This is a genomic window from uncultured Oscillibacter sp. (assembly GCF_900546705.1).
Lineage (GTDB): Bacteria > Bacillota > Clostridia > Oscillospirales > Oscillospiraceae > Oscillibacter.
Genome location: NZ_URDP01000020.1, coordinates 1 through 12,828 on the forward strand (window position 1 = coordinate 1; position 12,828 = coordinate 12,828).

A 12,828-nucleotide genomic window follows, 5' to 3' on the forward strand; every position below is an offset into this window, starting at 1 on the left:
CCATGGCTCAGACCAAGGAGCACATCCTGCTGGCCCGTCAGGTGGGCGTGCCCGCCATCGTCGTGTTCCTGAACAAGTGCGATCAGGTGGACGACGAGGAGCTGCTGGAGCTGGTCGAGATGGAGGTCCGCGAGACCCTGTCCAAGTACGAGTTCCCCGGCGACGATATCCCCATCATCAAGGGCTCCGCTCTGAACGCCCTGACCTGCGAGGGCGGTGTGGACGATCCCGACTTCGCCTGCATCAAGGAGCTGATGGATGCCGTCGACAGCTATATCCCCACTCCTGACCGTAAGGCGGATCAGCCCTTCCTGATGCCCGTCGAGGACGTGTTCACCATCACTGGCCGCGGCACCGTCGCTACCGGCCGTGTGGAGCGCGGTACCATCAAGATGAACGAGGAAGTCGAGATCGTTGGCCTGACCGACGAGAAGAAGAAGACCGTCGTCACCGGCATCGAGATGTTCCGCAAGCTGCTGGACTTTGCTGAGGCTGGCGACAACATCGGCACCCTGCTGCGCGGCGTCGCCAAGACCGACATCGAGCGTGGCCAGGTTCTGTGTAAGCCCGGCTCCATTCACCCCCACACCAAGTTTGTGGGCCAGGTGTACGTTCTGAGCAAGGACGAGGGCGGCCGTCACACCCCCTTCTTTAACAACTACCGTCCTCAGTTCTACTTCCGTACCACCGACGTTACCGGCGTCATCACCCTGCCCGAGGGCACCGAGATGTGCATGCCCGGCGATAACGTCGAGATGAGCGTTGAGCTGATCACCCCCATCGCTATTGAGAAGGGTCTGCGTTTCGCTATCCGTGAGGGCGGCCGTACCGTTGGTTCCGGCGCTGTCACCGAGGTTGAGGAGAAGTAATTTCTCTTTCCATAAAGAGGACTGCTGCTTTGCAGCAGTCCTCTTTTACTTTGCCTGGAGCAGAGGCTCCTGAAAGCCGTCTGCTCCGGCACAGAACAGATCCCCGGCCACCGGCACCCCCTCACAGACATAGAGGTTGGCCTGCACGCCCTCCGGGCGGTCCGGATAATTGGTGACCGAGTAAGTGTAGCGGGCGACCTGCTTTCCGCAGCAATTGCGCAGATCAAAGCCTTGGGAGAGCTGGAGCTCGTTGTAGGATAGATAGGGCTCTTCCAGCTCCTCGGGCAGCAGGAACTGATACGTCTCCAGAGGCTCTTCGGCCACCTCCCAGCCGCAAGTGCGCAGATACTCCACCCGCTGGGCGTTGGTTTCCACCACCGGAGCAGATGTTTCGCTGCCGCCGGACAGGAGCGACGGCAGGCACACAGCCGCGGCCGCCGCCAGAATGATGACGGCTGCTGTGACAGCCAGCTTTTTTTTGGACAAGCGGGTACTCCAAATTAACATATTGATCCCCTCCTGCAATTTCCTATTCATTTTTCCGGACAAATATGATAGGATGAACCACAGAATCCAGAGAAGGAGAGAACGTCATGGCAATGGAACGCCTGGACAAAATCATTGCCTCCACCGGCCGCTGGTCCCGGCGGGAGGTGAAGAGCCTGATCCGTCAGGGAAAGGTGCTGGTGGACGGGGTTCCGCCTCGTTCCGGGGAGGAAAAGGCAGACCCGGAACGGGTCCGGATCTCGGTCAACGGCACAGAGATCGCCTACCGCCGCTATACCTGGGTCATGCTCAACAAACCTGCCGGTTACCTCTCCGCCACGGAGGACGGGCGGGGGAAGACGGTACTGGATCTGCTGCCGCCGGAGCTGCAAAGACAAAAGCTCTTTCCGGTAGGACGGCTGGACAAGGACACGGAGGGACTGCTGCTGCTGACCAACCAGGGGGGCCTTGCCCATGACCTGCTCTCTCCCCGCCACCATGTGGATAAGATTTACTATACCCGGGTGTCCGGGCACCTGACCGAGGAGGACTGCCGGGCTTTTGCCGCCGGAATGACGCTGGACGACGGGCTGGTCTGCCTGCCGGCCGGTCTGGAGATTCTCTCTGCGGGGGAGCGGGAGAGCGAGGCACGTGTGACGCTGCGGGAGGGAAAGTTCCATCAGATCAAGCGAATGCTGGCCCAGTTGGGCAAGCCGGTGGTGTACCTGGAGCGGATCGCTATGGGCAATCTGACATTGGACCCTGAGCTGGCGCGAGGAGAATTTCGGTTTTTAACAGAAAAAGAAGTGGAACTTTTACAAAAAGCTTAAGAAATCGCAAGAGTCATTCAAATCTTCACCAAAAAGCAAGTGACTTTTTTGTCGAAAAGAGAAAAAACATCTTGCGTTCTGGCGAAAATGCCGATATAATGTAGTCATTGACAAAATGCACAAAGATTCCCGGGTGATTTTAGGTGAGGAGGGCAACCATGTCTGGAAGAATTTTTCAAAATGTGGTTTTGCAATTGAAGGAGAACACGGATCGTACAGTGGGTGTGATTGACGCAGAGGGAATCGTCATCGCGTGCAGTGAGCTTTCCATGATCGGCCAGCGCTGGGCGGAACATGTGCCCGTCGTCAACGCCGCCGGCGGCTCCATGGTTACATCCGACGGAAAGACCTTCAAGGCTCTCAACGGCTGGAGCAATCAGTTCGACTATGCGGCGTTCGCCTTCGGCGACAATGAGATCAGCAAGACCGTGTGTGCCATGGCCACTGTGGCCCTCAATGCCGCCAAGGCCTATTACGAGGAAAAGCATGACCGGGGCTCCTTTGTCAAGGATATTATTTCCGACAACATCATGCTGGGTGATATCTATATGCGGGCCAAGGAACTGCGGGTCACGGCGGATGTGCCCCGGGGCGTGTTTGTGGTTCGCTCTTTGAAAAAGGGCGAGTCTGTGCCCACGGATGTGATCCAGACCCTGTTCCCCGACCGGCAGAACGACTTTGTCCTCAGCGTGGGCGAAGGAGACGTGGTGCTGATCCGGCAGATGCCCGAGGGCGCCGGAATCAAGGAACTCAACAAAATCGCCGCCTCCGTGGAAGAGGCGCTGCGGGTGGGTGGTGAGCCTGCCGTGGTGGTGGGCATCGGCACGGTGGCCACCCATCTGCGGGATTTGGCCAAGAGCTACAAGGAGGCCCAGATCGCCATTGAGGTGGGCAAGGTCTTCGATACGGAGAAGTATGTCATCAACTATGAGAACCTGGGCATTGGCCGTCTGATCTATCAGCTGCCCACCACCTTGTGTGAGATGTTCCTTCAGGAAGTGTTCAAGAAGAATCCCATTGATGCTCTGGACAAGGAGACGCTCTTCACGATACATAAGTTCTTTGAAAACAATCTGAACGTCTCTGAGACGGCCCGGAAACTCTTCGTCCACCGCAACACGCTGGTGTACCGGCTGGAGAAGATCAAGAAGCTCACCGGACTGGATCTGCGGGAATTTGACGACGCCATCACGTTCAAGGTGGCGCTGATGGTCAAGAAGTATCTGACCTCCCGGGGGATCGACTCCTGATTGACGCGTGCAGGATTCAGCGTCCCGGCCTTTTGGCCGGGACGTTTTTTCTGCTGCGGGGCAGGCTTTCGGGGGGATGAATGTCTGTCCGGAAAAAGTGCGGAAAAAATCCGATATGTGCCTTGCATTGCAGAATCAACCTGTATATAATGGTGACCTGTAAAGAATTATGTCGACCGCTGGGGAAGGAAGGAACTTTTTCCCGGATGGGGTCGTCTGAACCATATCAAGACCTGCGAGGTGCCAAATGATTCGACTCAAAGACGTGGAAATGGAATATGACAACGGCACGAAGGCCATTCGGGGCATCAGCCTGACCATTGAGGATGGGGAGTTCGTGTTTTTGGTGGGCCCTTCCGGCTCCGGAAAATCCACCATTATCAAGCTGCTGACAGGAGAAGTGGAGCCCTGTGCGGGGCGGATCATGATCAACGGTTTTTCCATCAGCAACATCGCCGACCGGCAGATTCCCCTGATGCGGCGGACGCTGGGCGTGATCTTCCAGGATTTCCGGCTGATTGAAAAAAAGACGGTCTACGACAATCTGGCCTTTGTCATGCGGGCGGTGGGCGCGTCCCCCAAGGAGATCCGTAAGCGCATTCCCTATGTGCTGCAGTTGGTGGGCCTGGAAAACAAGGCCGGCAACTATCCCACGGAGCTCTCCGGCGGCGAGCAGCAGCGTGTGGCCATTGCCCGGGCGCTGGTCAACAACCCGGACACCATCATTGCCGACGAGCCCACCGGCAACCTGGACCCGGAGCGATCTTTGGAGCTGATGGGCCTTTTGGTGAAGATCAACCAGCTGGGAACCACAGTGGTGGTGGTGACCCACGAAAAGGATCTGGTGGACCGGTTTGGAAAGCGTGTCATTACCATCGACTCCGGCCATGTGATCAACGACAGCGTAGGCGGTTATGTGGGAGGGCACATCCATGGCTAAGCACGATTTCCGGTATTTTTTCCACGAGGGCCTGAGCAATATGTTCAGCCACGGCTTCATGTCCTTTGCGGCCATCGGCATCACGGTGGCCTGTCTGCTGATTATGGGGACGTTCACGCTGGTGGCGGTGAACGCCAACGAACTGCTGCGAACCCTGGAACAGGAAAATGAGATCCTGGCCTATGTGGATGACAGCTATACGGAGACCCAGGCCCGGGCTTTGAAGCAGACCCTGGAGGCCATTCCCAACGTGGCCTCCGCCACCTTCATCTCCAAGGAGGAGGCCATGGAGAGCTTTACGGAGCAGTATCCGGACGAGGCGCTGTTCCAGGATCTGGACCCGGAGATCCTCCGGGACCGGTTCGCCATCAAGGTGGTGGATCTGCAGCAGCAGTCCGCCACGGTGGAGCAAGTCAAGGCGGTGGAGGGGATTGCCAAGGTCAATGCCTATGAGGAGATCGCCGGCGGCTTCATCACCGTGCGGAACGTGGCCACCGTGGTGTGTGTGGCACTCATTGCCATCTTGTTCGTGGTGTCGGTGTTCATCATCTCCAACACCATCAAGCTCACTACATTTGACCGGCGGGAGGAGATCGCCATCATGCGCATGGTGGGCGCCACCAACGGCTTTATCCGCTGGCCCTTTGTGTACGAGGGATTCTTGTTCGGGCTGATCGGCGCCGCTGTGGCGTTTTTCCTCCAGTGGGGACTGTACAGCGCCGTGGCTAAGGGCGTGGATACCAACGATACGCTGCAGCTGATCCAGATTATCCCGTTTACCGACATGTGGCTGCCGGTGGCGGCAACCTTTGTGGCAGCAGGTGTGGTGATCGGCGTGGGCGGCAGCTTGTCCGCCATTCGGAAATTCCTGCAGGTGTGAGGTGAAGTCTATGCAAAAAAAGAAACGGGGCTTTGCACAGATCTGCCGGTGTGCACTGACACTGGCGCTGGTGGTGCTGTTTGTGGCGGCTGAGGCGGAGCCCGGCCTGGCGGCAACCTGGTCGGATGTCAATGACCTCAAGTCCGAGGCCAGCAGCCTGGACGCGGAAAAGAAGGAGCTCCAGCAGAAGCTGGATGCCCTGGCAGATGATAAGGCGCAGGCAGTGGAGCGCAAGACACTGCTGGATCAGCAGATCGCCAACACTGCCGCTCAGATCCAGAACGTGGAGGCGCAGATCGCGGAGTATGCATCGCTCATCACCCAGACGGAGGCGGAGCTCCAGGAGGCCCAGGAAAAGGAGGAGGCCCAGTACGAGCTGTTCTGCGGCCGGGTGCGGGCCATGGAGGAGCGGGGAACCATCTCCTACTGGTCGGTTCTGTTCAAGGCCGACAGCTTCACGGACCTTCTGAGCCGACTGGACATCATCAACGAGATTATGGACTCCGACCAGGCGGTGATCGACGAGCTCCAGGCGCTGCAGGCGGAGATCGAGACGAAGATGTCCCAGCTGCAAACCAGCAAGTCTGAGCAGGAGAGCGCCAAGGCCACCCTGGTCAGCAAGAAAAACGAGCTGGATACTCAGCGCCAGGAGGCCAACGCGGTCATCCAGCAGCTCAGCAGCAACGAAAGTGAGACGGAGGCGGCCCTCAGCGACCTGCAGGCCCAGCAGGATGCCCTGTGGGCGGAGGCCCAGCGGCTCAGCGACCAGCTGGTGGCCCAGCAGGCGGCCAGCGGTCAGTCCACCCAGTCCAATCCCGGCGGCTACATCTGGCCGGTGGACAGCCGTTACATCACCTCCACTGTGGGCGGGCGTGCCTCCCCGGGCGGCATCGGCTCCACCAACCACAAGGGTACGGACATCGGCCGGGTGGGCTACACCAGCTCCGTCTACGCATCCAAGGCGGGCACGGTGATCGTCTCCCAGTACTCCAGTTCCTACGGCAACTACGTGGTCATCTCCCACGGCAGCGGCAACACCACGCTGTATGCCCATATGTCCAGCCGGAAGGTGTCGGTGGGAGACTATGTGAACCAGGGCGATGTGATCGGCATCACCGGCTCCACCGGCAACTCCACCGGACCGCACCTCCACTTTGAGGTGACGGAAAACGGCGTGCGGGTCAACCCCCTCAGCGACGGCGCGGAGCCCTGCATGGGCTATCTGACCGGCTATACCCTCTCGGGAAGCGCATAAAAAGCTCCCCTCCCCCGTACCATGAAGGGGGAGGGGATTTTCTATGTTTGGTATGATCCTTTGGAAAGCACCGGGGCGGGGAGCCGCCGTGACCATGTCGGAAAAGCACATTCTGCACGCCCGGTTTTACTGCGCGGAGATTGCCCGGGGACCGCGGACACCGGCGCTGGTGCTCCGCCGCCGGGTAGCACAGGCCGCCAGAAAGTTGAAAAAGGCCGGGGCGCTGCGGGTGGTTCTGCCGGAGGAGTTTTCCTGGCCGGAGCAGCTGCGCCGTGGCGGTGTCCGGCCGGTGTCGCCGCTGCCGCTGGTACGGCGGATGGCAGCGGAGCTGGCGGAGGCGGAGCTGGCCCGGCTGGGAACGGCGCCAGGTGAAGAGCGCCTGGCGGTGGCGGGGGACCGGCTGACCGGAGAGCTGACGTGCACGGTGACGGAACTGGCGCTGCGGCACCGGTATGTGCTGCTGGACATCCCTTACGGCGGGGAGGAACTGTGCCGTCAGCTGCGCCGGGAGTACGGCGTGTCGCTGCTGCTCTGTCCGGGGCAGGAGCAAATGTCCGCAGCGGAGGTGCTGGTGCTATTCGGCCCCCGGCCGGACCTGCCCCAAAAGAATCCGGCGGTGCTGGAGCTTTTTGAGGGAGGGACACTGCGACTGCCGCCGCTGGTGCTGCCTCCGGCCCTGGAGAGCAGGCTGCCGGAGGGGGTCGACCGCCCCCAGATGCTCTGCGCATTGCAGGAGGCGGGGGCGCTCCGCTCCGGACAGGTGACACTGGGAATCCAGTAAAAAACGGACGGGCGGAGGCCCGTCTGTTTTTTGCACTTTTTTATGGAAAAACAATGGAAAAAATCCGGGGAACCCCTGGGGATGCTTGACATTTTCCTGACCAAACACTATAATATTACCCTATGATATGATCGACATGGTGTGTTCGGACAGCAAAATACCGCCATGGAAAGCCGATAAAATTACAGGAAAGGATCATGCACGTATGGAAAAAGAATATAAGATGAGTGCGGCCCGCGCACAGGAGCTGCAGGAGGAACTCAACTACCTGAAGACCACCCGCTCCGATGAGGTGGCTGAGCAGATCAAGGTCGCCCGTGGTTTCGGCGATCTGAGCGAAAACAGCGAGTACGATGAGGCCAAGAACGAACAGGGCAAGCTCTATTCCCGCATTGCCGAGCTGGAGGAGATCCTGCAGCATGTGGTCATTGTGGACGAGTCCAACGCCCCCACCAACGTGGTGACCATCGGCTGCAAGGTCACGGTGGCTGACGCCTCCGGCAAGGAGATGCCTGCCTACAAGATCGTGGGCTCCCAGGAGGCCGATCCCATGCACGGTGTAATCTCCGAGGAATCCCCCTTCGGTAAGGCGCTGCTGGGCGCCAAGGAGGGCGATACCGTCTCCGTGGAGGCCCCCAAGGGCGTCATCCAGTATACCGTACGCAAGATCGAGCGATAAGGAGTGGCATTGTATGTCTGAACAAAAGAACAATTCCCAGCCGGAGCTGGATCTGAGCCAGCAGCGGCTGGTACGCCGTCAGAAGCTGGCGGAGCTGCAGGCCCAGGGTCAGGACCCCTTCCAGCAGACCCGGTTTGACTGGGACCATACTTCTGCCCAGATCAAGGAGAACTTTGACGCCCTGGAGGGCAAGGCTGTGAAGGTGGCCGGCCGCCTCATGAGCAAGCGGGGCATGGGCAAGGTCAGCTTCTGCGACCTGCAGGACCGGGATGGCCGCATCCAGCTCTATGCCCGTCAGGACGAAATGGATGAGGAAGTGTACAAAAAGTTCAAGAAATTCGACATCGGCGACATCGTGGGCGTGGACGGCGAGGTGTTCCGCACCCAGCGGGGCGAGATGAGCGTCCGGGCCAAGGACATCGTCCTGCTCTCCAAGTCCCTGCTGCCCCTGCCGGAGAAGTTCCACGGCCTCCAGGACCGGGAGCTGCGTTACCGCCAGCGGTATGTGGATTTGATCGTCAACCCCGACGTCAAGCGCAACTTTGTCATCCGCTCCAAGTTCATCAAGCACATCCGGGACTTCTTGGATGGTCGGGGCTATATGGAAGTGGAGACGCCGGTACTCAACACCATCTCCGGCGGCGCCACCGCCCGGCCTTTCATCACCCACCACAACACCCTGGACATCGACATGTATATGCGCATCGCCACGGAGCTGCCCCTCAAGCGGCTGATCGTGGGCGGACTGGACCGGGTGTATGAGATCGGCCGTATCTTCCGCAACGAGGGCATGGACCCCAAGCACAACCCGGAGTTCACCTCCGTGGAGCTCTATCAGGCCTATGCGGATTTCAACGATATGATGGACCTCTTTGAGGAGCTGCTCTCCTCCGCTGCCAAGAATATCCTGGGCTCTTACCAGGTGGAGTGGCAGGGCGAGCAGATCGACCTGACGCCCGGCTGGTCCCGGATGACCATGGCCGATGCCGTCAAGGAGTATGTGGGCATCGACTTTATGGCCATCGACAGCGACGAGGACGCCTGGGCAGCTGCCAGGGCGGCCGGCGTGGTGCTGCCGGAGGGCAAGGAGGCTACCTGGGGCAACGCCCTGTATGAGAGCTTTGACCAGAAGGTGGAGGAGAAGCTGGTACAGCCTACCTTCATCACAATGCACCCGGTGGATGTTTCTCCCCTGGCCAAACGCAGCCCCAAGGACCCCCGGCTTACCGAGCGGTTTGAGCTGTTTATCTGCCGCAGTGAGATGGGCAATGCCTTCTCCGAACTCAACGACCCCATCGACCAGAAGCAGCGCTTCCAGAAAGAAGTGGAGGCCCGGGCCAAGGGCGACAGCGAGGCCGGCATGATGGACGACGACTATATCAACGCTCTGGAGTACGGTTTGCCTCCCACGGGCGGTCTGGGCATTGGAGTTGACCGGTGCGTCATGCTCCTGACCAATTCCGATACCATCCGGGACGTTATCCTGTTCCCCACCATGAAGCCGCTGGACAAGCCCGAGAACGCCAAGAAGGGAACCGCTCCGGCCCAGGCTCCTGTGGAGAAGATCGACTTTTCCAAGGTGGAGATCGAGCCGCTGTTCCAGGAGTTCGTGGACTTTGAGACCTTCTCCAAGTCCGATTTCCGCGCTGTGAAGGTGAAGTCCTGCGAGGCCGTGAAAAAGAGCAAGAAGCTCTTGAAGTTTGTCCTGGACGACGGTACCGGCACCGACCGGGTGATCCTCAGCGGCATCCATGAGTACTATGAGCCGGAGGAACTGGTGGGCAAGACCTGCATCGCCATCACCAACCTGCCCCCCCGGCCCATGATGGGCATCGACTCCTGCGGCATGCTGATTTCCGCCGTCCACCACGAGGAGGGCACGGAGAAGCTCCATCTTCTGATGGTGGATGACCATATCCCGGCGGGCGCCAAGCTCTACTGAGCGCTGCCTGCGGACTGCGATTTGCAGAATACGAGAATAAAATCCCCCATGCCCTGCGGCATGGGGGATTTTTTCGTTGTCAGAAATGCGGCAATCAGGTATACTGAATCAAACCGACGTACCCGCGTGCAGTGGGGTACGGATCAAGACCACGGGCAGGTGAACCATATGGAACAACACAGTGAGACGAAAATCATTCACACCACCGGCCGCAACAACTGCGGCGGCCGGTGCATCATCCACGCCCATGTGCGGGATGGAAAAATCGAAAAGCTGACCACGGACACGCCCCAGGCGGCAGGGGATGACGTACCCCTGTGCGCCTGTGTCCGGGGATTGAACTATCACAAGACCTTTTTGGGCCCGGACCGGCTCCGCTACCCCATGAAGCGGGTAGGCCGGCGGGGAGAGGGGAAATTCCAGCGCATCAGTTGGGAGGAGGCCACGGACCTGATCGCCCGGGAATGGGTGCGCATCCGGGATACCTACGGCCCCGGCTCCCGCTATGTGAATTACGCCACCGGCATCAGCGCCGCCATCAGCGGAGGCAGCCTGGCCAAGCGGCTTTTGAAGCTGGACGGCGGATACCTGGGCTACTACAACAGCTATTCCACCGCCTGTATCCGCAAGGCCACCGACCTGATGTACGGTACCTGCGAGACGGGCAACAGCCTCAGCGACTGGCTCAGCAGCAACCTCATCATCCTCTGGGGCCACAACCCGGCGGAGACGAAGTTTGACAGTGAGACTATGTACTACCTGCGCCGGGCCAGGAAGAAGGGCATCCCCATCATCGTGGTGGACCCCCGCCGCAACGACACGGCGGAGCAGCTTGGGGCCGAGTGGATTCCCCTGCGGCCCGCCACGGACGCGGCGCTGCTGGACGCCATGGCCTACGTGATCGTGGAGGAGGGCTTGCAGGACCAGGACTTCCTGGACCGCTGCTGCCTGGGCTTTGACAAGGCCCATATGCCCGAGGGGGTGGACCCGTCGGAGTGTGTGCTTTCTTACCTCACCGGCGAGAAAGACGGCGTGGCAAAAACGCCGGAATGGGCCCAGGACATCACCGGCGTTCCGGCTGAAACGATCCGCTCCCTGGCCATCCGTTATGCCACCGCCCGGCCTGCGGCGCTGGTGCAGGGCTTCGGCGCTCAGCGCCACGCCTACGGCGAGCAGGGAGCCCGGGGCGGCATTTTGCTGGCCTGCATGACCGGCAATGTGGGTGTCTCCGGCGGCTGGGCCTGCGGCAGCGGCCTTTGCACCCAGCACCCCTGGGTGGATATGCCGGAGGTACCAAACCCCTATCCCATGCAGATTCCCACGTACCTCTGGACGGAGGCGGTGGTGCGGGGCCACGAGCTGACGGCTCTGGACGGCGTCACCGGCGGTGCACAGCTTGCAAGCGACGTCAAGATGATCTTGAACCTTGCGGGCAACTGCCTCATTAACCAGCACGGGGACATCAACCGCACGGCGGAAATTCTGCGGGATACCTCCAAGTGCGAGTTCATCGTGTGCAGCGACCTCTTTATGACGGCCAGCGCCAAGTTTGCCGACGTGCTGCTGCCGGGCGTCTCCATGTTCGAGGCGGAGAACATCACCCAGCCCTGGCAGTACGGGGACTTTGTGGGCTTCAATAACCAAGTCATCGAGCCGCTGTACGAGGGTCGGTTCGAGTACGACTGGCTCAGTGAGGTGGCGGAGAAGATCGGCCTGGGGCCCCAGTTCACGGAAGGCCGCACCCTGGGCCAGTGGCTGGAGTGGTGCTATGAGGATCTCCGGCACAAGGAGCCGGAGCTGCCGGACTATGAGACGTTCAAAAAAGCGGGGATTTACCGCTACCAAAATACCCCGGTGCGCATCGCCTTTGCCGACCAGCGGCGGGACATCGCCCATCACCCGTTTCCCACCCCCAGCGGCAAGGTGGAGCTGTTCTCCCCGGAGATCTATCGCACAAAGTTCCGGGACTTCATGCCCGCCATTCCCCGATATGTGGACCCGCCGGAGGGACCCAACGACCCCCTGCGGGAAAAATACCCTCTCCAGCTCATCGGATGGCACACCAAGCGCCGCTGCCACTCCATCCACGACAACAATCAGGCGATGCACGCCATCGATCCCCAGGCCCTGTGGATGAATCCGGCGGACGCCCGGGCCCGGGGCATCACCGAGGGACAGCAGGTGCTCATCTGGAACGACCGGGGCCGGGTGCAGATCGGCGCCCACCTGACGGACCGGATCATGCCCGGCGTGGTGGCCCTCTCTCAGGGGGCCTGGTATGCGCCCGATGAAAACGGCACGGACCACGGCGGGTGCATCAACGTGCTCACCTCTCTGCGTCCCACTCCCTACGCCCGGGGCAACGGCCAGCACACCAATCTGGTGGAAGTGCGCCTGGCCGGAGAGCCGTGAAGGCGGCGCCATGGCGGAGGTCTATGTATTTGCCGCCTGGTCCGGCACGGGAAAGACGGCGTATCTGGAGCGGCTTATTCCATACCTGAACCAATTGGGTCTGACGGCGGCGGTGGTAAAGCACGATGTCCACGGCCTTGCCCTGGATCGCCCCGGCAAGGACTCCCACCGACTCTTTGCTGCGGGGGCGGAGGCCACGGCGGTGGTATGCGGCGGGGAAGTGCTGCTGCACCGCCGTGCCGAACCCTCGCTGGAGGAGGTGCTGGCGCTGCTTCCTCCCACGGACCTGGTGCTGGTGGAGGGATTCAAGTCATCCCACTACCCGAAGATCGCCGTCTGCCGCGCCGCTTCTGGAAAGCCCCTGGCAGCGCCGGAGGAGTGCCTGGCGGTGGTGACGGACACGGCGCTGGACGTGCCCTGCCCCCAGTTCCCCCTGGACAAGCCGGAGGTCCTGGCAGCCTTTCTGGCGGCCCGGCATGGCGGCGGATGAACGTCGAAACATAC

At 60.6% G+C, this 12,828-nt stretch carries 12 protein-coding genes; 11 read left to right on the forward strand and 1 reads right to left on the reverse strand.

Annotation, left to right across the window (positions count from 1 at the left end):
* The coding region (locus tag QZS13_RS05865) for an elongation factor Tu (RefSeq protein ID WP_295586831.1) at positions 1–869 on the forward strand (869 nt) is incomplete at its 5' end.
* 45 nt (positions 870–914) lie between these two features.
* Here QZS13_RS05865 and QZS13_RS05870 read toward each other — a convergent pair.
* Positions 915–1,376 carry a DUF4830 domain-containing protein gene (locus QZS13_RS05870; RefSeq protein WP_295586833.1) on the reverse strand — a complete coding sequence of 154 codons (462 nt, stop codon included), beginning with the start codon at positions 1,374–1,376 and terminating at the stop codon, positions 915–917.
* 92 nt (positions 1,377–1,468) lie between these two features.
* On the opposite strand from QZS13_RS05870, the gene QZS13_RS05875 reads away from it, so the two are divergent.
* The 10 genes from QZS13_RS05875 (at position 1,469) to mobB (ending at position 12,814) form a co-directional block, all read left to right on the forward strand.
* A complete protein-coding gene (locus QZS13_RS05875) occupies positions 1,469–2,185 on the forward strand; it encodes a pseudouridine synthase (RefSeq protein ID WP_295586895.1) in 717 nt (238 codons plus the stop codon).
* 158 nt (positions 2,186–2,343) lie between these two features.
* Complete coding sequence (locus QZS13_RS05880) at positions 2,344–3,435, forward strand: CdaR family transcriptional regulator (protein ID WP_295586835.1); 1,092 nt, start codon at positions 2,344–2,346, stop codon at positions 3,433–3,435.
* 247 nt (positions 3,436–3,682) lie between these two features.
* Positions 3,683–4,375 carry a cell division ATP-binding protein FtsE gene (gene ftsE, locus QZS13_RS05885; RefSeq protein ID WP_295586837.1) on the forward strand — a complete coding sequence of 231 codons (693 nt, stop codon included), beginning with the start codon at positions 3,683–3,685 and terminating at the stop codon, positions 4,373–4,375.
* Positions 4,368–5,255: a permease-like cell division protein FtsX gene (ftsX, locus tag QZS13_RS05890; protein ID WP_295586839.1), complete on the forward strand. Its 888-nt coding sequence runs from the start codon at positions 4,368–4,370 to the stop codon at positions 5,253–5,255. The genes ftsE and ftsX overlap by 8 nt, the downstream gene beginning before the upstream one ends.
* 10 nt (positions 5,256–5,265) lie before the next feature.
* Complete coding sequence (locus tag QZS13_RS05895) at positions 5,266–6,510, forward strand: murein hydrolase activator EnvC (protein ID WP_295586841.1); 1,245 nt, start codon at positions 5,266–5,268, stop codon at positions 6,508–6,510.
* 43 nt (positions 6,511–6,553) lie between these two features.
* Positions 6,554–7,291 (forward strand): hypothetical protein, encoded by a 738-nt coding sequence (locus QZS13_RS05900; protein ID WP_295586843.1) that lies wholly within the window; start codon positions 6,554–6,556, stop codon positions 7,289–7,291.
* A 205-nt stretch (positions 7,292–7,496) separates the two neighbouring features.
* Positions 7,497–7,970: a transcription elongation factor GreA gene (greA, locus tag QZS13_RS05905; RefSeq protein WP_295586845.1), complete on the forward strand. Its 474-nt coding sequence runs from the start codon at positions 7,497–7,499 to the stop codon at positions 7,968–7,970.
* A gap of 13 nt (positions 7,971–7,983) precedes the next feature.
* A complete protein-coding gene (lysS, locus tag QZS13_RS05910; protein WP_295586847.1) occupies positions 7,984–9,912 on the forward strand; it encodes a lysine--tRNA ligase in 1,929 nt (642 codons plus the stop codon).
* A 60-nt stretch (positions 9,913–9,972) separates the two neighbouring features.
* Complete coding sequence (locus QZS13_RS05915) at positions 9,973–12,324, forward strand: DMSO/selenate family reductase complex A subunit (protein ID WP_295586897.1); 2,352 nt, start codon at positions 9,973–9,975, stop codon at positions 12,322–12,324.
* Positions 12,325–12,334: 10 nt separating this feature from the next.
* Positions 12,335–12,814, forward strand: coding sequence for a molybdopterin-guanine dinucleotide biosynthesis protein B (gene mobB, locus QZS13_RS05920; protein ID WP_295586849.1), 480 nt, complete (start codon positions 12,335–12,337; stop codon positions 12,812–12,814).
* Positions 12,815–12,828 lie beyond the last annotated feature (14 nt).

Excerpts from the sequence above, each read along its gene's own strand:
- lysS (WP_295586847.1), top strand. The coding sequence starts at position 7,984 with ATGTCTGAACAAAAGAACAATTCCCAGCCGGAGCTGGATCTGAGCCAG.
- QZS13_RS05875 (WP_295586895.1), top strand. The coding sequence starts at position 1,469 with ATGGAACGCCTGGACAAAATCATTGCCTCCACCGGCCGCTGGTCCCGG.
- QZS13_RS05900 (WP_295586843.1), top strand. The coding sequence starts at position 6,554 with ATGTTTGGTATGATCCTTTGGAAAGCACCGGGGCGGGGAGCCGCCGTG.
- QZS13_RS05880 (WP_295586835.1), top strand. The coding sequence starts at position 2,344 with ATGTCTGGAAGAATTTTTCAAAATGTGGTTTTGCAATTGAAGGAGAAC.
- QZS13_RS05870 (WP_295586833.1), bottom strand. The coding sequence starts at position 1,376 with ATGTTAATTTGGAGTACCCGCTTGTCCAAAAAAAAGCTGGCTGTCACA.
- ftsE (WP_295586837.1), top strand. The coding sequence starts at position 3,683 with ATGATTCGACTCAAAGACGTGGAAATGGAATATGACAACGGCACGAAG.
- QZS13_RS05895 (WP_295586841.1), top strand. The coding sequence starts at position 5,266 with ATGCAAAAAAAGAAACGGGGCTTTGCACAGATCTGCCGGTGTGCACTG.
- ftsX (WP_295586839.1), top strand. The coding sequence starts at position 4,368 with ATGGCTAAGCACGATTTCCGGTATTTTTTCCACGAGGGCCTGAGCAAT.
- greA (WP_295586845.1), top strand. The coding sequence starts at position 7,497 with ATGGAAAAAGAATATAAGATGAGTGCGGCCCGCGCACAGGAGCTGCAG.
- QZS13_RS05915 (WP_295586897.1), top strand. The coding sequence starts at position 9,973 with ATGGGGGATTTTTTCGTTGTCAGAAATGCGGCAATCAGGTATACTGAA.
- mobB (WP_295586849.1), top strand. The coding sequence starts at position 12,335 with ATGGCGGAGGTCTATGTATTTGCCGCCTGGTCCGGCACGGGAAAGACG.